The 23,685-nt window shown below is 62.0% G+C and carries 22 protein-coding genes; 12 read left to right on the forward strand and 10 right to left on the reverse strand.

All coding sequences use genetic code 11. The features are described from left to right. Nucleotides 1-100: 100 nt before the first annotated feature. Complete coding sequence (locus ACR0JN_RS15755; RefSeq protein ID WP_480886973.1) at nucleotides 101-502, forward strand: winged helix-turn-helix transcriptional regulator; 402 nt, start codon at nucleotides 101-103, stop codon at nucleotides 500-502. On the opposite strand, the gene ACR0JN_RS15760 is transcribed toward ACR0JN_RS15755, so the two are convergent. Genes ACR0JN_RS15760 through ACR0JN_RS15770 form a run of 3 tightly spaced genes read right to left on the reverse strand, consistent with a single transcriptional unit; the run spans nucleotide 489 to nucleotide 3,500 of the window. Beyond that, nucleotides 489-1,496: an ABC transporter substrate-binding protein gene (locus ACR0JN_RS15760; protein WP_480886976.1), complete on the reverse strand. Its 1,008-nt coding sequence runs from the start codon at nucleotides 1,494-1,496 to the stop codon at nucleotides 489-491. The two genes, ACR0JN_RS15755 and ACR0JN_RS15760, sit on opposite strands and share 14 nt — an antisense overlap. After that, entirely contained in the window at nucleotides 1,475-2,842 is a 1,368-nt protein-coding gene (locus ACR0JN_RS15765; protein WP_480886980.1) for a sensor histidine kinase, read from the reverse strand. Before ACR0JN_RS15765 ends, ACR0JN_RS15760 begins: the two co-directional genes overlap by 22 nt. Further along, nucleotides 2,832-3,500, reverse strand: a complete 669-nt coding sequence (locus ACR0JN_RS15770; RefSeq protein WP_480886982.1) for a response regulator transcription factor — start codon at nucleotides 3,498-3,500, stop codon at nucleotides 2,832-2,834. The genes ACR0JN_RS15765 and ACR0JN_RS15770 overlap by 11 nt, the downstream gene beginning before the upstream one ends. Nucleotides 3,501-3,608: 108 nt before the next feature. On the opposite strand from ACR0JN_RS15770, the gene ACR0JN_RS15775 reads away from it, so the two are divergent. The 5 genes from ACR0JN_RS15775 to ACR0JN_RS15795 all read left to right on the forward strand — a co-directional run bounded on the left by ACR0JN_RS15775 (nucleotide 3,609) and on the right by ACR0JN_RS15795 (nucleotide 8,602). Continuing rightward, nucleotides 3,609-4,589, forward strand: a complete 981-nt coding sequence (locus ACR0JN_RS15775; RefSeq protein WP_480886984.1) for a Bug family tripartite tricarboxylate transporter substrate binding protein — start codon at nucleotides 3,609-3,611, stop codon at nucleotides 4,587-4,589. Nucleotides 4,590-4,656: 67 nt separating this feature from the next. Further along, on the forward strand, nucleotides 4,657-5,139 hold the full coding sequence (locus ACR0JN_RS15780) for a tripartite tricarboxylate transporter TctB family protein (protein WP_480816281.1): 483 nt from the start codon (nucleotides 4,657-4,659) through the stop codon (nucleotides 5,137-5,139). 1 nt (nucleotide 5,140) lies between these two features. Beyond that, a complete protein-coding gene (locus ACR0JN_RS15785; protein WP_480886987.1) occupies nucleotides 5,141-6,652 on the forward strand; it encodes a tripartite tricarboxylate transporter permease in 1,512 nt (503 codons plus the stop codon). Continuing rightward, nucleotides 6,642-7,829 carry a CaiB/BaiF CoA transferase family protein gene (locus ACR0JN_RS15790; protein WP_480886988.1) on the forward strand — a complete coding sequence of 396 codons (1,188 nt, stop codon included), beginning with the start codon at nucleotides 6,642-6,644 and terminating at the stop codon, nucleotides 7,827-7,829. The genes ACR0JN_RS15785 and ACR0JN_RS15790 overlap by 11 nt, the downstream gene beginning before the upstream one ends. Next, a complete protein-coding gene (locus ACR0JN_RS15795) occupies nucleotides 7,826-8,602 on the forward strand; it encodes a citryl-CoA lyase (protein WP_480886990.1) in 777 nt (258 codons plus the stop codon). The genes ACR0JN_RS15790 and ACR0JN_RS15795 overlap by 4 nt, the downstream gene beginning before the upstream one ends. 29 nt (nucleotides 8,603-8,631) lie before the next feature. Here ACR0JN_RS15795 and ACR0JN_RS15800 read toward each other — a convergent pair whose 3' ends face one another. The 4 genes from ACR0JN_RS15800 to ACR0JN_RS15815 all read right to left on the reverse strand — a co-directional run bounded on the left by ACR0JN_RS15800 (nucleotide 8,632) and on the right by ACR0JN_RS15815 (nucleotide 14,909). Next, complete coding sequence (locus tag ACR0JN_RS15800) at nucleotides 8,632-9,834, reverse strand: acetate/propionate family kinase (RefSeq protein ID WP_480886992.1); 1,203 nt, start codon at nucleotides 9,832-9,834, stop codon at nucleotides 8,632-8,634. Further along, the gene (locus tag ACR0JN_RS15805; protein ID WP_480886995.1) at nucleotides 9,831-11,228 is read right to left on the reverse strand and encodes a bifunctional enoyl-CoA hydratase/phosphate acetyltransferase; all 1,398 of its coding nucleotides are present in this window, start codon (nucleotides 11,226-11,228) and stop codon (nucleotides 9,831-9,833) included. The genes ACR0JN_RS15800 and ACR0JN_RS15805 overlap by 4 nt, the downstream gene beginning before the upstream one ends. Before the next feature lie 208 nt (nucleotides 11,229-11,436). Further along, nucleotides 11,437-13,614 (reverse strand): Tex family protein, encoded by a 2,178-nt coding sequence (locus tag ACR0JN_RS15810; RefSeq protein WP_480886997.1) that lies wholly within the window; start codon nucleotides 13,612-13,614, stop codon nucleotides 11,437-11,439. Between the two features lie 98 nt (nucleotides 13,615-13,712). Then, nucleotides 13,713-14,909, reverse strand: a complete 1,197-nt coding sequence (locus ACR0JN_RS15815; protein ID WP_480886999.1) for an ROK family transcriptional regulator — start codon at nucleotides 14,907-14,909, stop codon at nucleotides 13,713-13,715. A 182-nt stretch (nucleotides 14,910-15,091) separates the two neighbouring features. Here ACR0JN_RS15815 and ACR0JN_RS15820 point away from each other — a divergent pair, with 182 nt between their 5' ends. The 6 genes from ACR0JN_RS15820 to ACR0JN_RS15845 all read left to right on the forward strand — a co-directional run bounded on the left by ACR0JN_RS15820 (nucleotide 15,092) and on the right by ACR0JN_RS15845 (nucleotide 20,290). Next, on the forward strand, nucleotides 15,092-16,111 hold the full coding sequence (locus ACR0JN_RS15820) for a substrate-binding domain-containing protein (RefSeq protein WP_480816289.1): 1,020 nt from the start codon (nucleotides 15,092-15,094) through the stop codon (nucleotides 16,109-16,111). 113 nt (nucleotides 16,112-16,224) lie between these two features. Further along, nucleotides 16,225-17,298 (forward strand): ABC transporter permease, encoded by a 1,074-nt coding sequence (locus ACR0JN_RS15825; protein WP_480887001.1) that lies wholly within the window; start codon nucleotides 16,225-16,227, stop codon nucleotides 17,296-17,298. Then, nucleotides 17,298-18,074, forward strand: a complete 777-nt coding sequence (locus tag ACR0JN_RS15830) for an ATP-binding cassette domain-containing protein (RefSeq protein WP_480887003.1) — start codon at nucleotides 17,298-17,300, stop codon at nucleotides 18,072-18,074. Before ACR0JN_RS15825 ends, ACR0JN_RS15830 begins: the two co-directional genes overlap by 1 nt. Further along, nucleotides 18,071-18,709 carry a nucleoside/nucleotide kinase family protein gene (locus tag ACR0JN_RS15835; protein WP_480887005.1) on the forward strand — a complete coding sequence of 213 codons (639 nt, stop codon included), beginning with the start codon at nucleotides 18,071-18,073 and terminating at the stop codon, nucleotides 18,707-18,709. Before ACR0JN_RS15830 ends, ACR0JN_RS15835 begins: the two co-directional genes overlap by 4 nt. Nucleotides 18,710-18,783: 74 nt before the next feature. Further along, nucleotides 18,784-19,728 (forward strand): hypothetical protein, encoded by a 945-nt coding sequence (locus tag ACR0JN_RS15840; RefSeq protein WP_480887008.1) that lies wholly within the window; start codon nucleotides 18,784-18,786, stop codon nucleotides 19,726-19,728. A gap of 106 nt (nucleotides 19,729-19,834) precedes the next feature. Beyond that, a complete protein-coding gene (locus ACR0JN_RS15845) occupies nucleotides 19,835-20,290 on the forward strand; it encodes a hypothetical protein (protein WP_480887009.1) in 456 nt (151 codons plus the stop codon). Between the two features lie 42 nt (nucleotides 20,291-20,332). On the opposite strand, the gene ACR0JN_RS15850 is transcribed toward ACR0JN_RS15845, so the two are convergent. The 3 genes from ACR0JN_RS15850 to ACR0JN_RS15860 form a co-directional block, all read right to left on the reverse strand. Beyond that, the gene (locus ACR0JN_RS15850) at nucleotides 20,333-20,800 is read right to left on the reverse strand and encodes a nuclear transport factor 2 family protein (protein WP_480887010.1); all 468 of its coding nucleotides are present in this window, start codon (nucleotides 20,798-20,800) and stop codon (nucleotides 20,333-20,335) included. 25 nt (nucleotides 20,801-20,825) lie between these two features. Continuing rightward, a complete protein-coding gene (locus ACR0JN_RS15855; RefSeq protein WP_480887011.1) occupies nucleotides 20,826-22,883 on the reverse strand; it encodes a 2Fe-2S iron-sulfur cluster-binding protein in 2,058 nt (685 codons plus the stop codon). A gap of 68 nt (nucleotides 22,884-22,951) precedes the next feature. Next, nucleotides 22,952-23,575, reverse strand: a complete 624-nt coding sequence (locus ACR0JN_RS15860; RefSeq protein ID WP_480887013.1) for a glutathione S-transferase family protein — start codon at nucleotides 23,573-23,575, stop codon at nucleotides 22,952-22,954. Nucleotides 23,576-23,685 lie beyond the last annotated feature (110 nt).

Here is a 23,685-nt window from a genome sequence, read left to right on the forward strand (position 1 = left end):
CCTTGACTTGCAGGGGGCCTGAGCAGAAGTTGGGCAAGTAAGAAAAGAAAAGCAACCAGTATACTTTTTGTAACCACCTGAAACGAGATGGAACCGCGCGATGCATGCGATGATCGAGGAAGACGCCAAAGGTCGCCGCACAGTGGCCCACGCCTGTACCGAGCCCTGCGCCATCGAACGCGGCATGCGGATTATCGGTGGCAAATGGACGGGATCGATCCTCTGGCATCTGCGGGACGAACCGGTCCGCTTCAACGACCTGTCCCGGATGATCGGCGGGGCCAGCAAAAAGATGATCTCGGAACGTCTGAGGCAACTTGAGGCGCAGGGCCTTGTCCACCGGCAAGTAATGGATACCGCGCCAGTCTCCGTCCAGTACTCGATCACCGACTTTGGGCGCACCGCGCTGGGGTTTCTGGAAGAACTTCGGAAGTGGAGCGACGGCCTGCCGCAAAGCCTTGCAGACGGCCCGCAGGCCAAAGCACCCGCTAGCGTTGAATAACCGCGTTTTCCCATTCCGACAGGAATTTCTTTCGCTTCAACCGATCAAGAAAGGTCAGCAGCGCCGGGTCCAGCGATATGGCCGCACGTTCGTCCGTTTCGGTGCCGGACACCAGCCGAGGCAGCGCGAACCCCTCTCCTGAAGGTTCGCTGTTCTTCGCGATCAGGTGCCGCACGAACATCGCGGCAGATTTCGGGTCTTGGGCGTCCTGCAAGACCATCGCCGTGCGCATCATGGTGGTCTGGAAATCCGATGGCAGAATGATCTCAAGCGAGTCTTTCCCCTCGGCCCTGACAGCGGCATAGCTGCCCAGCACATTATAGGCGACCGCGATTTCTCCGTCGGCCAGATCGTTGATCATATCGGCGGAACAGCAGTACAGGCGCACATCCAGCCCGCCCAGAACCTCCATCAGCCGCCAATAGGTCTCGGAGGCGCGCGCATCCTGCGTGGCAAACAGATAGCCCAGCCCGGATTGCCTTATGTCATAAGTCCCGACCTTGCCACGAAACTCCTCGGGGCGCGCGCGCAGGGTTTCGATCAGGTCCTGACGTGTTTGCGGGATCGGCCCGCCCGCGAAGGCGTCGCGATTGACCACGATTGTCGCGGGTTCGGACGTGAAGGCGAACAGGCGGTCGTGCCATTGGGCCCAGGGCGGAAGGGCGACATCCTCGACCGGCAGGGCGAACCCGTCATTGGCCAGTTTCAGCTGCAGGTCCATGGCGCTGGAGATGACGATGTCGAACGCATCGGGCATCGCCCGGACAAGCCTGTCGATATCGGCTGTGCCAGTTACCAGATACTCGACCGAGATCGAGGGATTCTCGGCCACGAACCCCTCGATTATTGGCGCGAACAAGGCGGTGTCGGTGCTGGAGATCACGCGCAGGCGCGCGCCTTCGGCGTCCGGGTTGAAGACCCGCTGGTCCTCCCATTCGCTGGCCCATGCGGCGGCGGAAAACAGGCAAAGGATCAGAGCGATAAGATAACGCATGCGCCGCCCTTCGGTTGGTTGGTGAGCGCAAGCGAACCGCCATGCGCTGTGGCAACATCCTGCGCGATGGTCAACCCCAGCCCCGAACCGATGGTGCCCGTGGCGTTCTGGCCCCGCTCGAACCGCCGTGTCAGCGTTTCGATCTCGTCCGCAGGAAAACCGGGGCCCTGATCTATGACCTTAATCTGAACGCCCGGAACGGCAGTCACGTCAATGATCACGGTGCTGTCCGTAGGCGCATACTTCAGCGCGTTGTCGATCATGTTGCGCACCGCGTTCTGGATCAGGATCGGATCGCCGGAATAGGTCAGTTCGCGGTCCCCGGTCAGGGACAGGGACAGGTCCTTCATCTCAGCGATCGGGGTCAGCCGCTGTACAAGCTCGCGGATGAGGGCGACCAGATCAATATCCTCGCGCACCAGATGGTCGGCGCGGAAGGTGATCATCGCGTGATCCAGCAACTGCCCCGCCGCGCGCGAGCTTTCGTCGATGGCCCGGACCATGGATCGCAACGCCTCGCGGTTTTCTTCCTTTTCGACCCGGTGCAGGGTGGCATCGGCATAGGATCGCACCGTCGCCAGCGGTGTTCTCACCCGATGTGCGGCCTCAGCGATGAAATCTTCGGATTGGCTCAGCGACTGGTCCAGCCGCCCCATCAGTGAATTCAGCGATGTGACAAGCGGTGCCATCTCGCGCGGCACCGGCTTTCGGAACGGGCTCAGATCCTGCGGCCCGCGGCGTGTGACCGAATGGGTCAGCTTGTTAAGCTGACCGATGGTTGATGAAGTCGCCCAAAAGGACAGCCCGGCAGCCAGCGCAAAGAACCCCAGCCCCAGCAACGCCGCATTGCGCGAGATCTGGTCCAACGTCTCGGCCAGCGCGTCCTGTGTCTGTCCCAGCGCCACCTCAATTTCGGTCTGCCGGCCCAGCCCCACCAAAGTGCGGCTGGCACTGACCTGTCGGACGTTTTCGCCGCGCACCTCACCGGACCGGAACGCCCATCTGCCATCTGCCGCCACTTGGGTCAGCGGTAAATCCTGATAGCCCGACAGGAACTCTCCGTCTTGGAAAATGGCATAGAACACCCGGTCATCCGCCGGGGTGGTGAGCATTGAAAACGCCGCATAGGGGATGTCGACCTCAAGCTCTCCGTCCCGCAGGGCGGCTGCGTCCAATATCGACGTCACCGACGCGCCCAGAATGTTGTCCTGCCCCTGCTGAGCCACCTGGGCGGCGTAGTTGCGCACCGCAAAGAACAGCAGCAGCGCAAGGATCGCCGCCCCGCCGATCAGGGTCAGCACCAGACGGTTTCTCAGCGATCCGGAAACGGTTGGACTAGCCGCCATGATCCAGCCTGTAGCCTAACCCGCGCAGGGTGGTGATTTTCAGATCAGACTTCTCCAGATGTTTGCGCAGGCGGCCCACATAGACCTCAATCGCGTTGTCCGAAACATCTTCGTCATAGGAAAACAGCCGATCGGCCAGCTTCTGTTTCGAAAACACCTGACCGGGGGCATTTACGAACAGCTCAAGCAGGCGCAGTTCGCGGTTTCTGAGCGGCACGGCATTCCCGCCGACGGTCAGATGACCAGCCACCGGGTCAAAGACGATGCCGCCAAATTCAATCGTCGATTTCGAAATACCGGACTGGCGGCGCAAAACGGCGCGGCACCGGGCCTCAAGCTCGGCATGATCGAAGGGTTTAGTGACATAGTCATCCGCCCCCAGATCGAGCGAGCCGATTCGATCCGAGACCTGACTGCGCGCGGTCAAAACGATGACAGGCGTGTCCAGATGACTGGCGCGATGAAGTTTGAGGAAATCGCGCCCGTCGCCATCGGGCAGCATGATGTCCAGCAGGATCAGGTCGTATTCGCCGGTCTCCACAAAGGCGGTCGCGTCCTCTAATTTCGCTGCGTGATCAACAACATGGCCGTCCAGCCGCATACGGGAACTGATCGCATTCGCGAGGTCCTGATTATCTTCGACCAGCAGAAATTTCATCGCGTCCCAGCAGTTTTTTCGCGCGTGACAGGTTGATGTCAGGTTGATGTGTTTTGGTTCAGCATGATCTGAGCCGCCCTGCGGCCGATTGTCAAATGGGAGGAAAACATGACGACTTTCAAACTGGGCCGCCGCGCCCTGATCGCAGCCGTGGCTGCTGTTGGCCTGACCGGCCCCGCGCTGGCCGAAGATCAGGTCGTGGACAGCATCCACTTTCTGATCCCCGGCGGCGCAGGCGGCGGCTGGGATGGCACCGCGCGCGGCACGGGCGAGGCGCTGACCAAGGCGGGTCTTGTAGGCACCGCCTCTTACGAGAACATGTCCGGCGGCGGTGGCGGCAAGGCCATCGGCTTTCTGATCGAAAACGCAGACAGCAACCATGGCACGCTGATGGTCAACTCGACCCCCATCGTGATCCGCTCGCTGACGGGCGTGTTTCCACATAACTTCCGCGACCTGACGCTGGTATCGGGCACCATCGGTGACTATGCCGCGCTGGTTGTGGGCAAGGACAGCCCGATCAACTCGATGGAAGATCTCCTGGCCGCGTTTGACGCCGACCCGTCGGGTACGGCTATCGGCGGCGGCTCAGTCCCGGGCGGCATGGACCATTTGGTTGCCGCAATGGTGATGGAAGCGGCTGGCAAGGACGCGCTGGGTGTCAAGTACATCCCCTATGACGCAGGCGGCAAAGCCATGGCAGCCCTGCTGTCGGGTGAGATCGCAGCCCTGTCCACCGGCTTCTCGGAAGCGGTTGATCTGGCCAACGCGGGCGAAGTGAAAATCATCGGCGTAACGTCGGACGACCGTGTGGACGCAGCCCCCGATGCGCAGACCATGAAGGAACAGGGTATCGACACCACCTTCGTCAACTGGCGCGGCTTCTTTGCTGCCCCCGGCCTGCCCGAGGACAAGCTGGTCGCCTATCAGGACGCCATCGCCAAGATGTATGACACCCCTGAATGGGAAGAAGTGCGCTCACGCAACGGTTGGGTCAACATCCACAACTCGGGCGACGACTTCTCGACCTTCCTCGAGCAGCAGGAACAGCAGATCAGCGATCTGATGAAGAAGCTGGGCTTCCTGTAAGCACCACCCAAGGCAGAGCGGTTCGCCGCTCTGCCACACTCAAAGACCATATAAGGGAGGGGACATCATGGCGCTAGATCGCTGGATCGCGCTTATTCTGCTTGGGGTCTGCATGACCTATGGCTACGCCGCCTGGTTCACGATGGATGGCAGCTTGCCCCCTTTCATGCAGCGCAACCCCATCTGGCCAAGCACCTTTCCCAAAGTGCTGTCGGTTCTGGGCATCATCGCCTCGGCCATCATCCTGCTGGGGTTCGAGAAATCCGAACTGAAAGAGGCGGATATCGACTACAGGCGGTTGGGCGAATACCACCTTGGTCAAGCCCTGATGCTGCTGGCATTGATGGTGGTCTACGCTCTGTGCCTGCGCCCTGTCGGGTTCCTGATCTCAACCTCGGCCTTCCTGATCCTTGGCTCGTTTATTCTGGGCGAGCGCAAGTGGCACATCATGCTGCCCGTCGCCCTGATCGCAACCGGGTTCGTCTGGTATCTGGTTCAGGAAGTCCTTGGCATCTACATGCGCCCCCTGCCGGGCTTTTTCGGAGGCTGACATGCTTGAAGGACTTCTGATCGGCCTGCAAACGGCATTCTCAATCCAAAACCTGCTGATGGTGATTGCGGGCTGTCTGATCGGCACATTTATCGGCATGTTGCCGGGTCTCGGCCCGATGTCGATCATCGCCATCATGATCCCGGTCGCGATTTCCATGGGCGACCCCTCAGCCGCGCTGATCCTTTTGGCAGGCGTGTATTACGGGGCCATCTTCGGCGGCTCGACCTCCTCCATCCTGCTGAACGCGCCGGGGGTCGCGGGCACGGTGGCCTCAAGCTTTGATGGCTATCCGATGGCCCGTCAGGGCAAGGCCGGCAAAGCGCTGACCATTGCCGCCATCGCCAGTTTCGCGGGTGGCACGCTGGGCGCAGTCCTGCTGATGGTCTTCGCCCCGGCCCTGTCCTCGGTCGCGCTTCTGTTCCATTCTGCCGAGTATTTTGCGCTGATGGTCGTCGGCCTGTCGGCCATCGCCGCCTTTGCCGGGTCCGGTCAGGTGGCCAAGGCGATGATCATGACCGTCCTCGGCTTGATCATGGCAACCGTTGGCGAAGGCGCGCTGTTCAACCTGCCGCGTTTCACCATGGGCATCATGGACCTGCAATCCGGCTTTGGCTTCATCACCCTCGCCATGGCGATGTTCGCCCTGCCCGAGGCGCTGTTTCTGGTCCTCAAACCCAAGGACCTGAAGGGCGATGACGGCGAGATCAAAGACTTGCGCATCACCAAGGACGAGGCCAAGGCCATCGCTCCGGTCGTGGGCCGCCAGTCGGTACAAGGCTTCTTCATCGGCGTTCTGCCCGGTGCGGGTGCCACAATCGCCAGCTTCCTCGGCTACGCGGTCGAACGCAACATCGCCCCGAAAGAGGAACAGGAAGAATTCGGCAAGGGCTCGATCAAGGGCCTTGCCGCGCCCGAGACAGCGAATAACGCCGCCTGCACCGGTTCTTTCGTGCCGCTGCTGACGCTGGGCATTCCTGGTTCCGGAACGACCGCCATCCTTCTGGGCGCTCTGATCGCGCTGAACGTCACACCGGGGCCGCGGCTGATGATCGACGATCCGCAGATTTTCTGGGCCGTGATCATGTCGATGTTTATCGGCAATCTGGTTCTGCTGATCCTGAACCTGCCGCTGATCCCCTACATCGCCAAGGTTCTTGCCGTTCCGCGCAACTTCCTGATCCCGTTCATTTTGTTCTTCACCCTAATGGGGGCCTATATCGGACAGAACAACGCGACCGAGTTGCTGATCCTTGTGGGTTTCGGCATATGCGCCACCGCGCTCAAGTTCGCCGACTACCCGCTGGCCCCGCTGCTGATCGGCTTCATCCTCGGCGGTATGATGGAGGACAACTTTGCCCGCTCCATGCAGCTTTACGATGGCATCGCGTTCATCTGGGAACGTCCGATGACGCTGGGCCTGCTGGTGATCGCTGCCTTGCTGGTGCTGCTGCCCAGCTACCGTGCGCGGCGCGCACGGGCGCGGGCGGCCGGGATCGCGGATGGCGACTGAGCCGCTTGCTGGCATACGGGTTCTGGACCTGACCAACGTTCTGGCCGGACCCTATTGCTGCTACCAGCTTGCCCTGATGGGGGCCGAGGTGATCAAGGTCGAACGCCCAGGCGGCGGCGACCTTGCCCGCGTTCTGGGGGCTGACCCCGACCGCAACAAAGCGGGGATGGGGATCAGCTTTCTGGCGCAGAACGCGGATAAGAAATCTGTCACGCTGGATATGAAATCCGATCGGGGTAAGGACCTGCTCAAACGGCTGGTGCGCACAGCGGATGTACTGGTCGAAAACTTCCGCCCCGGCGTCATGGACCGTCTTGGCCTTGGATATGACGTGCTGCGCCGCGAAAACCCACGTTTGATCTACTGCGCCATCAGTGGTTTCGGACAGGACGGGCCGCGCCGGGATGATCCGGCCTATGATCAGATCGTGCAAGGCATCAGCGGCGTGATGTCCATCACCGGCGCTGCGGACACCGCGCCCTACCGGGTCGGCTATCCGCTTGCGGATACGGTCGGCGGAATGACCGCCGCTTTTGCCGTGGCCGCCGCGCTGAACGCCACCCCGCGCGGGGCGTTTCTGGACGTGGCTATGTCCGAATCCGTGATCTCGACCATGGGCTGGGTGGTCTCGAACTATCTTGTCGGCGGTGTGACCCCCGGCGCGCATGGTAACGAAAACACTACATCCGCCCCGTCCGGCACCTTCGCCACCGCCGACAGCCCCATCAACATCGCGGCCAACCGCGACGAGCAGTGGCAGGCCCTCGCCCAGCATCTTGGGCGGGGGGACCTGCTGGATCACGCCGATTATGCGACCCGCGAGGATCGGAAACGGAACCGCCACGCATTGCGGGACCAACTTGAGAAAACGCTGCGCACCCGAGCGGCGAGCGACTGGGTGCGCGACCTGAACGCCTTGGGCGTGCCAGCCGGGCAGGTTCTGACGGTGCCCGAGGCCCTGTCTGATCCGCAACTGGCCGACCGGGGGCTGATCGGAAAACTCAATGTTCAGGGCGAAGAAATGCAGCTGGCAGGCAGCCCGGTGGTCATGGATGGCACCCGCCGGATGCCCGCAAGCGCACCGCCAGAACTTGGGGCCGATAACACCACAATCTGGTCCGAACTCGGCCTGTCCGAGCCTGAGATCGACGCCCTATGCCGCGAGGGCGCGATATGAGCGACGTGTCCGACTGGTGGAAAACCGCGATCATCGACATGGAACCCGGCCGGATCGAATTGCGCGGGCAGCCGATTCAGGACCTCATCGGCAATCTCAGCTTTGCCGAGATGATCTGGCTGATGGTGCGTGGCGACCAACCCTCGGCAACGCAGGCGCAGTTGTTCGAGGCCGCCTTGGTGGCCGCCGTGGATCATGGGCCGCAAGCCCCCTCGATCGCAACTGCCCGCATGGCCGTGACCTGCGGGCTGCCGCTGAATAACGCGATGGCCAGCGCGGTGAACTTGTTGGGCGATGTTCACGGCGGCGCGGGTGAACAGGCGGTTGGCCTGTATCACTTCGTGGAAGACCACCCCAACGGGCTGCAGGACGCACTTGATGACTGGATCGCAACGCAGGGAAAAATCCTGCCGGGGTTCGGCCATCGGTTTCACACCCCCACCGACCCACGCGCACCGCGCCTGATGAATTTGGTTACGAAAGCGGTGGCCGACGGGGCCTGCGAGGGCAAATACCGCCAGATCGCGCTGCAGATCGAGGCGGAATTGGCCCGCCGCAAAGGCAAGCCCGTGCCGATGAATATCGACGGGGCCACAGCCGTTATTTACGCCGAACTTGGCTTCGCGCCGCCGCTGGCGCGCGGGTTGTTCTGCCTGTCCCGCTCGGTCGGGATTCTGGCCCATGCGTGGGAGCAGATGCAGCAAGGCGGCCGCAACAAGGGGCCGACACCGCCGCATTATCGCTGGACGTACATCGGTGGCGGCAGCCAGTAGCGCCACCACCATCCCTTCGAGGACGTCCCCTATGCTCCCTTACGAAACTCGGGCGTTTCAACAGCCATCAGATCGGCTGCGGCACGGGCGATGACCAGTTCTTCGTTGGTGGGAACCACCATGACCGCCACCCGGGACAGATCGGTCGAGATGATCTTTTCATTATCCGCATTGGCATTCGGGTCTAGTTCGACACCCAGCCAGCCCATTCCGGTGCAAACCCGTTCACGAACAAGCCGCGAATTCTCGCCAATTCCACCGGTAAACACCAGCGCGTCGATCCCCCCCAGAACAGCGGTCATCGCGCCCAATTCCCGCTGCAGCCGGAAATTGAAATAGCTGATCGCCTGCCGCGCCTCTTTGGTGTCGGCCTGCTCCAGCGTGCGCATGTCATTCGACAGGCCCGACAGCCCCAGCAACCCGGATTTCTTAAACAGCAGGTTCGAGATTTCGGCGGCGCTCATCCCCTCCTGATCCATCAGGTAGAGCAGAACGCCCGGATCAAGCTGCCCGCATCGGGTGCCCATCGGCAGGCCGTCGAGCGCCGAGAACCCCATGGTCGAGCCCACGGACCGCCCACCGATCATCGCACACATCGACGCGCCGTTGCCCAGATGCGCAACAACGACCCGGCCCGCATGCAGCAAAGGGGCGGTTTCGGCCAGATGGCCCGAGATATATTCGTAGCTGAGTCCGTGAAACCCGTATCTGCGCACGCCCTTGTCATAATACTCGCGCGGCAGTGCAAAAACGTCGTTCTCCCACGGGTGATTGCGGTGGAAGGCGGTGTCGAAACAGGCGATCTGCGCCGCGTTTGGGAAGCGCTGCATCGCCGCGCGGACGCCGGCCAAATTGTGCGGCTGATGCAGCGGCGCAAAGGGGGAAAGCTTGTCCAGCGCCTCGATCGACGCCGCCGTCAGCGGCAGGGGAGTTGTGGCATCCGGCCCGCCGTGGACGATGCGGTGGCCGACGGCCTCTACCTTGCAATTGGGATATGCCCGGTCCAGCACGCCCAGCACACAGTCCAGCGCGGCGGTATGATCCGGTATCTCTCCGGCTGCGTCATTGGCAAGGGCCGTGCCGCCCGCTGTTTTGACCCGCAGGGTCGACCCGGATTCACCGATCCGTTCGACGATCCCGGTGCAGACCGCAACCGGGTCCGACCCGCCCAATTCGAACAGGCCGAATTTCAGCGATGACGATCCCGCATTCAACGTGACGACATGGGTCATCTGATCCCTCCTGCCATTGCCGACAGGCGCGCCGCGTGCAGCGCGGCGACGGCGCATGAGGCCAACCGCGCCTTGTCATCATCCGCCCGGCTGGTCAGGATGATCGGAACCTTCGCTCCCATCACCACCCCGGCCCCTTCCGCATTTGCTATAAACGTCAATTGCTTGGCCATCATGTTGCCCGCGTCCAGATTGGGCACCACCAGAATATCGGTCTGCCCGGCGACCCGCGACACGATCCCCTTGGTGCGCGCCGCCGCCAGGCTGACGGCGTTGTCCATGGCCAGAGGGCCATCCACCAGACCCCCTCTGATCTGGCCGCGTTCAGCCATTTTCGACAACAGCGCTGCATCGACCGACGACCGGATCGCCGGGTTCACGGTCTCAATCGCTGACAGCACCCCGGCCCGAGGCTCCTCGATCCCAAGCGATAGCGCCAGATCAATCGCGTTCTGGGTGATATCGATTTTGGTTTCCAGATCGGGCTCGATATTGATCGCGGCATCCGTCACCAGCAAAGGCCGCGGCTGGCCCGGAACGTCCATGACGAACACATGAGTGAACCGACGCCCGGTCCGCAGCCCGTTATCGCGCCGCAACGCCGCCTTGAGCAGCTCATCCGTATGCAGATGCCCCTTCATCAGCGCATTGGCGCGGCCTTCGGCGACCAGATCCACCGCCGTGTTCGCGGCGGTGAAGTGATCGCGCACCGGGACGATCTCGATCCCGTCCAGCGATGCCCCGATCTCATCCGCAGCCGATGTGATTTTGTCCGGATCCCCGATGAGGATCGGCTGAATGATCGTCTCGCGCGCGGCCAGCAGGGCCCCGCCCAGCGAGTTCGGCTCTTCCGGGGCGACAATCGCCGTGGGCATCGCGGGCAGGGCATGGGCCTTTTCCAGCAGGGCATCGAAATGGCGGTGCCGCTTGACGACCAGACCGGGCAGGTCCAGCTCGGCAAACACCATCTCCTTTTCCGGCGCGATCACGACCGCCTGACCGCTGACAATCACAGCCCCGTCCGAGACGCGAGAGACGCTTGTGTCGAACAGAACCTCGCGGTTTGGGCGCTTTTCAAGGACTGTGACCTTGGACAAAAGTTCATCCCCCGCATAGGCGCGTGCCGAGAATTCGAGGTTCTGCGATTTGTACAACGTGCCCGCCCCAGGCAGGATGTTGCCCAGCACGGCCGAGATCAGCGCGCCAACGAACATGGCGGGCGCGACGGCCTCGGGGATGTTGTCGCCGTCGCCGTCTTGGTTCGCCAGATGCAGCGGATTGTGATTGCCGGAGTTGTTGGCGAACACATAGAAATCGTCAACGGAACAGCTGCGTAGCAATTCTGCGGTGTCGCCAATTTCCAGGCGGTCATAGGGTTTGTTCTTATATTGCATGTCTTGCTCTACCCGCCTTCGGACGCCTGCCCGCCTTTCTTCAATCGAACCCACGCCGAGCCGCGCCCTTCTGGCGATCCGTCGTGCGGACGGCAAATATCACTATAAAATGTCAATTTCCAACACCGCTGCGTCAATGCTGCTATGCAGCATCGTCTTAACAATGGCGTGACAAGACGCACAAGGTGCCCGAAGAGATCTGTATCTGTCAGTTTTTTCGGCGGTTCGCCCCTGCGTTCTTTCGCATGCTCAACCCGATGCGTTTGCGGGGCACGTCCACCTCGACCACCCGGACCTTGACGACCTGACCGGTCCGGACGACTTCATGCGGGTCCTTGACGAAGCGGTCGGCCAGTTGGCTGACATGGACCAATCCGTCCTGATGCACGCCGATATCCACAAACGCGCCGAAGGCCGCGACGTTGGTGACCGTGCCTTCCAGCATCATCCCCGGCTTCAGGTCTGTAATGTCCTCGACCCCGTCGGTGAATGAGGCGGTTACGAAGCTGGGCCGGGGATCGCGTCCCGGCTTTTCAAGCTCGGCAAATATATCGCGCACCGTGGGCAGGCCGAACCGGTCATCGACGAACTGCTCGGCCCGCAGCCGTTTCAGCGCCCCGTCATGGCCCATGATCTGCCGGATATCGCGCCCGCAGGCCGCAACGACTCGGCGCGCAACATCATAGGCTTCGGGGTGGACCGAGGACGCATCCAGCGGCTCGGCCCCATCGCGGATACGCAAAAAGCCCGCGCATTGCTCAAAAGCACGCGGACCAAGCCGCGCCACGTTCAGCAGGTCGCTGCGGGAGTTGAACGGCCCGTTCAAGTCGCGATGGGCAACAATGGCCTCGGCCTGCGACGGCCCGAGGCCCGAGACATGCGACAGCAAAGGGGCCGAGGCTGTGTTCAGGTCAACACCCACTGCGTTCACCACGTCCTCAATCGCCGAGTCCAGTGATTGCGACAGGCGGTGCTGGTCTACGTCATGCTGATACTGGCCGACACCGATGGATTTCGGCTCGATCTTGACCAGTTCCGCCAGTGGGTCCTGTAGGCGACGGGCAATCGACACCGCACCACGCAGCGAGACGTCCAGATCGGGAAACTCCCGCGCCGCCAGTTCCGAGGCTGAATAGACCGAGGCACCCGCCTCGGACACCACCACCTTGGTCGGGGCCTTGACCGATTTGGGCAGCAGGCCAAGCGTGTCCGCGACCATCCGTTCGGTTTCCCGGCTGGCGGTGCCGTTGCCGATGGCGATCAGCTCGATCTCGTGGGCCGAGATCAGGTTCAGGATCGCCGCCTGCGCGCCGCGCAAATCGTTCTTGGGCTGAAACGGGTAAAGCGTATCGGTTGCAACCAGCTTGCCAGTCGCGTCTACCACAGCCGCCTTCACCCCGGTCCGGATACCCGGGTCCAGACCCAGCGTGGCCCGCGCGCCAGCCGGGGCGGCGAACAGCAGGTCTTTGAGATTGCGCGAGAAGACCTGAATCGCCTCATCCTGCGCCCGGCTGCGCAGATCGGCCATCAACTCGACCATCATCGACAGCGACAGGTTCACCCGCCATGTCCAGCCCGCCACTTTACGCAGCCACACGTCACCCGGCCCGCTGCCCCGCGTCTGCAGATGCGCCGCCACGATGTTTTCGGCCCGCGCCGCGCCGAATTCCGGTTCCGGCGCAATATCCAGCGTCACAATCCCCTCTTTCGACGCGCGCAACATCGCCAGCGCCCGATGCGAGGGCACCCCGGACCACAGTTCGGAATGGTCGAAATAGTCGCTGAACTTGGCGCCTTCTTTCTCTTTCCCTTCGATCACCCGCGCGCTCAGTACCGCTTCGCGCTGCATGAAACGACGCAATTCACCCAGAAGGGCGGCGTTTTCGGTCAGGCGTTCGGTTAGAATATCCCGCGCGCCGTTCAGGGCGTCTTTCACCGTCGGCACCGCATCAGACACATAGCCTGCCGCCAAGCCCTCGGGGTCAGCGTTGCGGTCGCCGAGGATAGCATCCGCCAGTGGCTCCAACCCGTTTTCCCGCGCGATCATCGCCTTGGTGCGGCGCTTGGGTTTGTAGGGCAGATAGATATCTTCAAGCTGCGCCTTGGTATCGGCCTGCGCGATGGATCTGGCCAGATCGTCGGTCAGCTTGCCCTGCTCCTTGATCGAGTTCCGGATCACCTCGCGCCGCGCCTCTAGCTCTCGCAGGTAAACCAACCGCTCGGACAGGGTGCGCAATTGCGTGTCGTCCAGCCCGCCCGTCACCTCTTTGCGGTAGCGCGCAACAAAGGGCACGGTGGCCCCGTCATCCAGCAGGTTGACCGCCGCGCTGACCTGTTCGGGGCGCGCGTTGATTTCGGTGGCGATGGTGCGGGCGATGCGGTTCAAGGGGTCCTCCTGACACTGGGCTGGAGGGGTTTCTTAGCCAGCCGTTTCAGGGAGGGAAAGAGGGTTCGGCCCCACCCGTTACATTTCCAGCGACAAGGTCACGCCTCAACCAGATAGCGCTCGGACAAGGGCAGGCTGGCCGCGCCAAGCGAGCGCGCATCGGGGCCAACCGTGCCGGCGGCAATCATCGGACGTTCAAGACCCGTCAGGTTCAACTGTGACAGCCGGGCCGTGACTGCCTCGATCAGCCGCGCCTTGACGGGCAGCGGCAGCCAGCCGTCAATCTTCACACATTCGAAGTCGATGACACTGCACGAGGACGCAATCGCATGGGCCAGCCCATGGGCTGCCTGATCCAGCCAGTCGCTCAAAAGCGGCTCGGGCACGTCCCAATGCTCGGTCGTTTCCCAGACCAAAGCCCCCTGCCCGCGCGCAGCGACAGAGCGTTCCAGCGTGTAAAGGCTCGCAACGTCAATCAATGGCTGCACCAGCCCCGACCCGGTCGGAACCAGCATCGGCCCAAGCGCCCCGGCATTTCCCCGGCCCGAAAAGATCGAGCCGTTCAGGACCACACCGCCGCCGATAAAATACCCCAAGTAAAAATACAGAAAATCCCGTGGCCCTTCCTGCGGACCAAAGACCAGTTCGGCCCCACAGGCGGCTGTTGCATCGTTTTGCACGAAAATCGGGATGTCGCAAGTTTGCTCTAGAGCGGCCTTGATATCCGTCTCCCGCCAAGGGTCCATTTTCGCCTGCGGTACTTGCAGGGTTTGCGCCCAATTCCACAGATAGAACGGCATCGCGATCCCCAGCCCGGCCACTCGCGTCTGCGCGGTGGGCGACAGGCCGGACATCATTTGCCCCAGATATTCGTTTGCAAACTCCAGCGTCGCGTCCGGGGTCGGATAATCATAGGTGCGCCGAGCGCGCTGCCGGACATTGCCAAGAAAATCCGTCAGCACCAATTCAGCGCTGCGCCGCCCGATTTTGAGCCCGAAGAACAGCGCGCCTTCGGGGTTCAGCCGCATGGGCACCGAGGGCTGCCCGACCTTGCCCCGCACCGGCTCACCACGCAGCAACAGACCGTCTTTTTCAAGCTGCCGCATGATCACCGAAACCGTCTGCGCTGACAGGCCTGTCATCCGCGCGATCTCGGATTTGGCCAGCGCCTGATGCCTGCGCACAAGGGACAACACAAGGCGTTCATTGCGCGCGCGCATGCCGCTTTGGTTGGTGCCCCGCACGCCCGAAACCGGTTCTGACGGGGTGTTGTCCTGTGTTGTATCGGCAGACAAATTTGCCCCTCCCTGTCTTAAAGAATGGGAAAATCGCCAATCTCTGTCAATAATAATTAAGAGTGATTTATTTATTGACTCAGATTTCGAATCTTGGGATGATTTTCTTGTGGGGTCGGGTCGATTTCCGCCCGATCACCCGTATGCCCGCACGGGCATGGGAGAAAATGGGAGGACTACAGATGAAACTTGCGAACCTCGCGGGCGCAGCAGCGCTGGCTTTGGCTGCCGGAACCGGTGGCGCGATGGCAGCGGGCGAAACCGTCTGCCTGATCACCAAAACGGACACCAACCCGTTCTTTGTTAAAATGAAAGAAGGCGCGACCGCCAAGGCGGAAGAACTGGGCATGACCCTGAAAGCTTTTGCGGGCAAGGTGGATGGCGACCACGAAACTCAGGTCCAAGCGATTGAGACCTGCATTCTGGACGGCGCTAAGGGCATTCTGCTGACCGCGTCGGATACCTCGTCGATTGTCCCCGCCGTGGAACAGGCGCGGGATGCGGGGCTTCTGGTGATCGCGCTGGACACGCCGCTTGAACCCATCGACTCGGCAGATGCCACATTTGCCACCGACAATTTCCTTGCCGGATTGCTGATCGGCCAGTGGGCCAAGGCCACGCTGGGGGATGCGGCCAATGACGCCAAGATCGCCACGCTGGATTTGGCGGTCAGCCAGCCGACCGTGGACGTTCTGCGAAATCAGGGCTTCCTGCAGGGCTTCGGCGTTGAGCTGGCCGACCCCAATGTGATCGGGGACGAGGATGACCCACGCCTTGTCGGCAGTGACGTCACCGCAGGCAACGAAGAGGGCGGCCGCCGCGCGATGGAGAACCTGCTGGCCAAGGACCCGACCATCAACGTTGTGCACACGATCAACGAACCGGCCGCCGCTGGCGCGTATGAGGCGCTTAAAGCCATCGGGCGTGAAAATGACGTGCTGATCGTCTCGGTCGATGGCGGATGCCCCGGTGTTCAGAACGTTGCGGACGGTGTGATCGGCGCAACCTCGCAGCAATATCCGCTGCTGATGGCCTCGCTGGGTGTGGAGGCCGTGAAGAAATGGGCGGATGAGGGCGTGAAGCCTGAAAACACACCGGGCAAAGACTTCTATGACACCGGTGTGGCCCTTGTGACCGACAAGGCCGCCGATGGCGTCGAGTCGATCTCGGTCAAAGAAGGCATGGACCTCTGCTGGGGTTAAGCTGAGTGTGCGGGAGGCTGCCCAAGGCGGCCTCCTGACCCAAACTGCCTGCTCACCCAAATTTCTTGCTAAAGTGATCCCAAGACGGGCGCTTGACGCATGGGGGATTCTCTATGTCCGACACTTCCGGGAAATCCGACGATTTCGAGGCCGCCGCGCAGGGCAGCCCGGAACAGGTCGCCGAGTTTGACGATCACCATCGAGGCTTCGTCGGGACGATACAGCATTTTCTGCATATCAACCCATCCCTCGTGCCGCTGATCGTCCTTGTCGCCGCGATCGTCATCTTTGGCGTTCTGCTTGGGGCCAAGTTCTTTTCACCCTTCGCGCTGACCCTGATCCTGCAGCAGGTGCAGATCGTCGGTATCGTGGCGGCGGCGCAAAGCCTTGTGATCCTGACAGCGGGCATCGACCTGAGCGTCGGGGCGATCATGGTAATGTCCTCGGTGGTAATGGGGCAGTTCACTTTTCGCTACGGCCTGCCGCCCTCGGTCGCGATCTTGTGCGGGCTGGCGGTCGGAACTGCCATCGGGGCCGTCAACGGATTCCTTGTCAGCCGCATCAAACTGCCGCCTTTCATCGTGACGCTGGGCATGTGGCAAATCGTTCTGGCGGCGAATTTCCTGTATTCACAAAACGAAACCATCCGCTCACAGGATATCGAGGACAACGCGCCGATCCTCCAGCTGTTCGGGGCCAAATTCAACGTGGGCGGCGCGGTCTTCACCGTTGGCGTGATCTTCATGCTGGTACTGATCCTCGGCCTTGCCTACGCGCTGCGGCACACAGCCTGGGGCCGCCATGTCTATGCGGTTGGGGACGATCCCGAGGCGGCGGAACTTTCCGGCGTTAACGTGCACCGCACGCTGATGTCGGTCTACATGCTATCGGGCCTGATTTGCGCGTTTGCGGGCTGGGCGCTGATTGGCCGGATCGGGTCTGTTTCGCCCACATCGGGGCAACTGGCCAATATCGAAAGCATCACGGCGGTTGTGATCGGCGGCATTTCCCTGTTCGGCGGGCGCGGCTCGATCCTCGGGTCATTGTTCGGAGCCCTGATTGTCGGCGTGTTTACTCTGGGCCTACGCCTGCTGGGCGCGGATGCGCAGTGGACCTTCCTGCTGATCGGCATCCTGATCATCGCAGCCGTTGCCGTGGACCAGTGGATCAGAAAGGTAGCCGCGTGATGGAACCCATTCTCAAAGGACGAAACCTTGTGAAACGCTACGGCAAGGTCACGGCGCTGGACCAGTGCGACTTTGACCTTATGCCCGGTGAGATTCTTGCGGTAATCGGCGACAACGGCGCAGGCAAATCCACCCTGATCAAAGCGGTGTCAGGAGCGGTCACACCGGATGAGGGCGACGTCTGGCTCGACGGGCACAAGGTGAACTTCCACTCACCCATCGACGCGCGCGAGGCCGGGATCGAGACCGTCTATCAGACGCTCGCCATGTCCCCTGCCCTGTCCATTGCCGATAACATGTTCATGGGGCGCGAGATTCGCCGCAAAGGCCCGCTTGGGTCCGTGTTCCGCATGCTCGACCGCCCGGCGATGGAGAAATTCGCCCGCGACAAGCTGAGTGAACTGGGCCTGATGACGATCCAGAACATCAATCAGGCGGTCGAGACGCTTTCGGGCGGCCAGCGGCAGGGCGTCGCCGTGGCCCGCGCGGCGGCGTTCGGATCCAAGGTCATCATTCTGGACGAACCCACCGCCGCCTTAGGGGTAAAGGAAAGCCGCCGGGTGCTGGAACTGATCCTCGACGTAAAATCGCGCGGCATCCCGATCATCCTGATCAGCCATAACATGCCCCATGTGTTCGAGGTCGCCGACCGCATCCACGTGCACCGCCTGGGCAAACGGCTCTGCGTGATCGACCCCAAGGACTACACCATGTCCGACGCCGTGGCCTTCATGACCGGCGCCAAGGAACCGCCCGCCGAGGATCAGGCGGCGTGAGTAACAACGCCGCCTCTCCCACAACGCTGGCAGAGCGGATCGCCGATGCCGCCGCCGCGTTGCCGCCCCAGCATGGGCGGCATCTGGTGGCTGTGGCCGGCCCGCCGGGTGCGGGCAAGTCGACGGTCGCGGCACTGGCGCAGGCAGAGCTGAACCAGCGCGGGCATCCTACCGGTCTGCTGTCCATGGATGGGTTTCACTACGACAACGCCATCCTGACCGCGCGCGACATGCTGCACCGCAAGGGCGCGCCGGAAACCTTCGATGTTGCGGGTTTCCATGCGCTTCTGATCCGGTTGAAGACCGAAGACGATGTTGCCGTCCCCGAATTTGACCGTGATCTGGACAAAGCCATCGCCGCCCGCTCCATCGTCACAAAAGACCAACGGATCGTTCTGGTCGAAGGCAACTACCTGCTGCTGGATGAACCCGGCTGGGCCGAGTTGCAAAGCCTGTGGTCGGTCCGGGTGTTTCTGGATGTCGATCTGCAGACCCTCGAAACCCGGCTGACGGACAGGTGGCTGTCGCATGGCCTGACGCCCGACGCGGCCAAAGACCGCGCGCTTGCCAATGACATCCCCAACGCCCGACGCGTCGTGTCGCACTCATTGCCCGGCGACATGGTACTTGGATAGTCCAAACCTGACATTCGCGCCAAAGCCCCGAACACGGTATCATGCCCAGGCGAACCGAGTTCAGGGGGTGGGATATGCAAAACTCAATTCTCCGGCGCGGCATGGATTTAGCCGCCACAATTGGCCTGAGCCTTTGGATCTGCACGGCCCCAGCCTCCGCCAATCAAAGCGACGCAGAGGCCGCGATCCAAACGTTCGACAAAGCGATGCTGTCGATCTTCCACCGCGGTCAGGACCAACTGTCCGAGGCAACGCGGCCCGTCATGGTCATCGCCCGTGACGTCACGGTGATCTCGGAAAACGGTGAGGCCAGCTATACCAGAAACGCGCCGCTGTATCAGAACCTCAAATCCACCTCGCACGTCCTGCTGGGGATCATCGGCGCGGTGACCCCGTGGCCCGAGGATGCGACCGATAGTGACCGCTGGAAAATGGAGTTCTCGGAAATCGCGACCCAGATCGACACGCTTCTGCCAGCCCTTGAAGACCTCGGCCTGTCTCCAGAGCTACTGACCGGCCAGCAACAGATGCTGAACACCGCACGCAGCTTTGTCACCGACGCCCTGACCAAAGACCAGATCACGCGCGAGGCGGTCACCAAAGCCATCAACGACATGCGCCCGATCTGGGCCGAAAACATGCGCCAGACCGCGCGGGCCGAGCTGACGGCGCTGCACAAGGCGGTCTCGGACGCGCGGGCGGCCATGACCAAGCAGGACTGGGACAAGATGTATATCTTGCACCACGGCGGATCGAGCGTGAAGAACGTCAACGTGGTCCGGCTGTATCTGGAACGCGTGATGCCGGAAAAAGTCGCCGGCGGGCAGGTGCTGTTTGCCGAAAACGCACATGGGACCGACGCGCTGGCAAAACACGCGGGCTATGTCAGGATGCAGCGGCTTGTCGGCCAATGGGCCTTTGGCGACCCCGCCCGGATGGAGGTCGATCTGCTGGGATACGAGGCCGGAGCCATTCTGGACGAGATGATCCCTGCACTGCCGCCGCTGCCGTCGGACTGATCAAGCCGCCCATGAAGCGCAGATGAACATTCCTTTATAATCGGGCCCGGCCATAGCAATCTCCCGCTCCGCTTCCAACATCTATGCAAAGGAAACGGAGGAAATCATGACCAGAGCCAAACTGATCGGTGCCGCCGCCCTGGCCAGCACCCTTGCCCTTTCGACCCACGCTTCTGCCGACACAACGCCCGACCTGACCGGCGTCTGGAGCGGCAACCATACCGTGGTCGGCCTGCCCAACGAACACAGCGACGGTGCCCCGCGATTCAACGAATCCGAGTGGGTGCTTGAGATCAAGGAACAGCAGGACAATGTATTCTGGGGCACCAGCAAATGGAGCCGCGCCAGCTCGGACCGTTGGGGCGAAGCGCAGGTGACCGGCACGTTCAATCAGGACGGGTCCGGCACCATCGCCATGATCGAAACCCGGACCGGCCCCGAACGCCAAGTCAACGGCCTGATCGACGCCCGGATCGAAGACGGCAAGATCTATGCTGATTTCCGCAGCCTGCGCAGCGGTATCGCCTACAGCACCGTACTGGAGCGGGCCGAGGGCGTTTGATCAGATAAGCAGGGACCGGCGCGCGCCGGTCCCGTTTTCCGGCTACAGTCCAAGTTCGGACAGGCCCGGATGATCAACCGGGCGTCGCCCCTGCGGCCAGCGAAACAGACGGTCTTCTTCCCGAATGGGCAGATCGTTGATGCTGGCATGACGGTTCTGCATCAGGCCGTCGGGGGAAAATTCCCAGTTCTCATTGCCGTAAGACCGGAACCAGTTGCCACTGTCATCGCGCCATTCATAGGCGTAGCGCACCGCAATCCGGTTCTCGGTGAACGCCCAAAGCTCCTTGATCAGCCGGTATTCATTCTCGCGTATCCACTTGCCGGTCAGAAAAGCCTCGGCCTCTTGTCGGTTGGTGACGAAATGCACGCGGTTGCGCCATTTGGTGTCCAGCGTATAGGCCTTGGCCACTTTGGCTGGATCACGGCTGTTCCAGCCATCCTCAGCCAACCGTATCTTTTCGATCGCGGTCTCGCGGGTGAAGGGCGGCAGCGGCGGGCGGGTTTTCATATCGGTCATCCTTTTTGCACAGGTCTCAGAGGTCGAGTTTCAGGTCAGTTGTCCCTGCGGCGGGAACGGCGCAGCACAGCAGAACGTCATCTGCGGAATGGTCCGGTGTGGGCGGTGTCCGATATGCAACCTTCCCTGCGATCCGGCGGGTCAGGCAACTGCCGCAGGAACCGCCCCGGCAGGAAAAGGACGGGGTCAGACCCTGCGCCTCGGCCAATTCCAGAAGCGTGGTACCACCCGCTTGCCACTCGGCGGTTTTGCCGGACGCCGTGAAGGTCACTGTCGCGGATCGCGCCTCGGGCTCTGGCTCGAATGCCTTTGTTGCAACGTCCAAGCGCCGGTTCAGCGACGCTGGACCAAAGCTTTCCGCCAAAATACGGTCATCCCGCACGCCAAGCCCCAGCAGCATGTCATAGACCGCCTGCATGAAGCCGGGCGGGCCGCAGAGGTAGAATTCATAGTCGTCCAAAGCCAGCGTCTCGCGGATCAGATCCGGGCTGATACGCCCCTCGGCATGGAAATCCACGCCCACCTGATCCCCCTCGTCAGGCCGTCCAATGACCGAGAGATAACGGATACGTCCCTCACTGACCGCCTCGGCCTGGCGCAGTTCCGCATGAAAGGCGCGCTGGCCAGTTGTCCGCGCGGCATAGAACACCGTCAGAGGTCGCAGGTTTTGCGGGTCGCTCAGCACATGGCGCACCATCGACATCATCGGGGTGATCCCGACCCCTCCGGCGAGCAGAACCGCGGGCCGCGCGGCCCTTGCGTCGAAGACAAACCGGCCTTTGGGAGCCTTGACCTCGACCCGATCCCCGACCGTAAACCTGTCGTGCACATGGTTCGAGACAAAACCGCCGGGCTCACGCTTGACCGAGATACGATACCCATCCTCGCCCGGTGCCGAGGACACCGTATAGGTCCGGGTCAGAGGTCGTTGCCCGTCGGGCTGCACCCGGATCGTCAGGAACTGGCCCGGCTCGAACGGCGGCAGCGGCAGATCATCCGTAGGCTCAAACGTGAAAGACCGAATGGTCTCGCTTTCATCCTGAATCCCGGCAACCCGAACCGACCGCCACGCGGACCGCTGCGTTTCGGCCTGCACGCGCGCCTCGGCCCTTGGCCAGTCATCCGCCATCAGGCTGTTGGGCGAATAATCCTGCAGCTCGCCACGAAACGGCAAAGCGTCGCTCAGGCGCAACCCGTGGTCCAGTTCGAACCGCCATGCCCGGTCCGCACCCTGAAACGCCGCGATGTCGGGGTGGTTTTCGTCCAGCACCTCAACCGCCCCGGTCAGCATCAGCAGATCACCGGTCTGATAGTCGGGAAACAACAACCCGGCACGCGAGGTTAGAAGGAAATTCCCCAGCGTGTTGAAGAAGTTGTTCCCGGCGAAATCCGGGACCAGCAGGCTGTCGCCCTCCACTTTGACAAAGCCCGACCGTCCGCCGCGATGGGAGACATCGACGCCGCTCGCAAAAGCCTGCCCGGGCGTATGCGCGTGACTGGCAACATAAAACGAGTTGGCGGCAGAGATCGCCTCGCGCGCGGCCTTGTCCAGTTGTTCCAAACGCTCGACCTGCACTGGCTGCCGTGCATGCGGGTCGCGGACGAACCGGATATCGTGGGTCTGAATATATTGCGGGCAATTGCCAAAGGACTGCACCACGTCCAGAGAAAACCCGGTCGCGGTCATTTCGCCCACAGTCGCGTTTACCCGGTTACGCCGCCGCGTGGGCAGTTCGATCCCCAGCGCCCCAATCGGAGCCCCCGTTTTCAGCGCTGCATCAAGCGGGTCCGCCGCATCGGGATTTGCATCCACAGTCAACCGCCTGTCGGTCGGCGAGCCGATGAACCCAGGCTTGCCCGGCAGTATCGAAGCCCAGGGCCAGCCGTCCTCATCCACGCTTCCCAGAACCAGAAACGGGATTTGCTCGAAAAACGCACGGTGCTGGTCGGGCATGTAGGGCCGGATGACCGCGCGGCCCAGCTTCTCCATATCCGCGCGCTTGCCGATCCGCCTTTGCATCATCTGCTCACCCTCGTGAAACACTGAGATGTCTTTCGCTACCGGCGCAATCATGGCGGGCCTCTTGTCGCAAATGGGTGGGCCAGCCGCGCCCTTGCGGCTGGCACATCTTTTTGGCGGCGTCAGGCGGCGTTCAGACCGGCTGCGGTTTTGGGCATCGGAACAAACCCGTCCAACGCCTCGATATTGGCCAGCAGGCGGCGGACATTCGGGTAAGGTTCAAGCGACACGTCACCTTCGGGCGCGTGGGCCGTGTAGCTGTAGATCGCCACATCGGCGATGGTCGGCGCATCCCCAACCAGCCACTCGCGCCCGTTCAGATGCGCCTCGAGCTTGCCCAGCACTTTAGCCGCCGTCGCATGGGTGAATGCCTTGTCCAACGGCGCGTTGAACACGTTGATCAGACGCGCGGCGGCGGGGCCAAACGCGATCTCACCAGCGGCGAGGGTCAGGAACTTCTGAACCTCGGCCTCAAGCACCGGATCGCTTGGCAGATAGGCGGGCGCGTATTTGCGGGCCAGATAGACGAGGATTGCGTTGCTGTCGGAGACGACCACGTCGCCGTCTTCCAGAACCGGCACCTGTCCGGCCGGGTTCAGCGCCAGAAAATCGTCCTGTTTCTGCGCGCCGCCTGCCAAATCGACATCAGTTACCTCATGGTCGATGCCCGCCAGATTGGCGAACAAAACAGCCCGGTGCGCGTGGCCGGACAGCGGAAAACTGTGAATGCGGATGGTGTCAGACATCGGATGGGTCCCTTTGCAAGTGCTGTGGTGAATCTGTCTTTGGGTCCCAACTTAGCTTGCCCGCCCAATGGCGATAATATACCTTTTCATTCAATGACTATGAAAAATGT

It is taken from the genome of Ruegeria sp. G12 (genome assembly GCF_056533565.1).

Bases quoted from the DNA above. Each gene is read 5' to 3' on its own strand.
- ACR0JN_RS15755 (WP_480886973.1), top strand. From the start codon at position 101: ATGCATGCGATGATCGAGGAAGACGCCAAAGGTCGCCGCACAGTGGCC.
- ACR0JN_RS15760 (WP_480886976.1), bottom strand. From the start codon at position 1,496: ATGCGTTATCTTATCGCTCTGATCCTTTGCCTGTTTTCCGCCGCCGCA.
- ACR0JN_RS15765 (WP_480886980.1), bottom strand. From the start codon at position 2,842: ATGGCGGCTAGTCCAACCGTTTCCGGATCGCTGAGAAACCGTCTGGTG.
- ACR0JN_RS15860 (WP_480887013.1), bottom strand. From the start codon at position 23,575: ATGTCTGACACCATCCGCATTCACAGTTTTCCGCTGTCCGGCCACGCG.
- ACR0JN_RS15840 (WP_480887008.1), top strand. From the start codon at position 18,784: ATGCAAAACTCAATTCTCCGGCGCGGCATGGATTTAGCCGCCACAATT.
- ACR0JN_RS15855 (WP_480887011.1), bottom strand. From the start codon at position 22,883: ATGATTGCGCCGGTAGCGAAAGACATCTCAGTGTTTCACGAGGGTGAG.
- ACR0JN_RS15850 (WP_480887010.1), bottom strand. From the start codon at position 20,800: ATGAAAACCCGCCCGCCGCTGCCGCCCTTCACCCGCGAGACCGCGATC.
- ACR0JN_RS15825 (WP_480887001.1), top strand. From the start codon at position 16,225: ATGTCCGACACTTCCGGGAAATCCGACGATTTCGAGGCCGCCGCGCAG.
- ACR0JN_RS15770 (WP_480886982.1), bottom strand. From the start codon at position 3,500: ATGAAATTTCTGCTGGTCGAAGATAATCAGGACCTCGCGAATGCGATC.
- ACR0JN_RS15845 (WP_480887009.1), top strand. From the start codon at position 19,835: ATGACCAGAGCCAAACTGATCGGTGCCGCCGCCCTGGCCAGCACCCTT.
- ACR0JN_RS15775 (WP_480886984.1), top strand. From the start codon at position 3,609: ATGACGACTTTCAAACTGGGCCGCCGCGCCCTGATCGCAGCCGTGGCT.
- ACR0JN_RS15790 (WP_480886988.1), top strand. From the start codon at position 6,642: ATGGCGACTGAGCCGCTTGCTGGCATACGGGTTCTGGACCTGACCAAC.
- ACR0JN_RS15800 (WP_480886992.1), bottom strand. From the start codon at position 9,834: ATGACCCATGTCGTCACGTTGAATGCGGGATCGTCATCGCTGAAATTC.
- ACR0JN_RS15795 (WP_480886990.1), top strand. From the start codon at position 7,826: ATGAGCGACGTGTCCGACTGGTGGAAAACCGCGATCATCGACATGGAA.
- ACR0JN_RS15785 (WP_480886987.1), top strand. From the start codon at position 5,141: ATGCTTGAAGGACTTCTGATCGGCCTGCAAACGGCATTCTCAATCCAA.
- ACR0JN_RS15830 (WP_480887003.1), top strand. From the start codon at position 17,298: ATGGAACCCATTCTCAAAGGACGAAACCTTGTGAAACGCTACGGCAAG.
- ACR0JN_RS15820 (WP_480816289.1), top strand. From the start codon at position 15,092: ATGAAACTTGCGAACCTCGCGGGCGCAGCAGCGCTGGCTTTGGCTGCC.
- ACR0JN_RS15805 (WP_480886995.1), bottom strand. From the start codon at position 11,228: ATGCAATATAAGAACAAACCCTATGACCGCCTGGAAATTGGCGACACC.
- ACR0JN_RS15780 (WP_480816281.1), top strand. From the start codon at position 4,657: ATGGCGCTAGATCGCTGGATCGCGCTTATTCTGCTTGGGGTCTGCATG.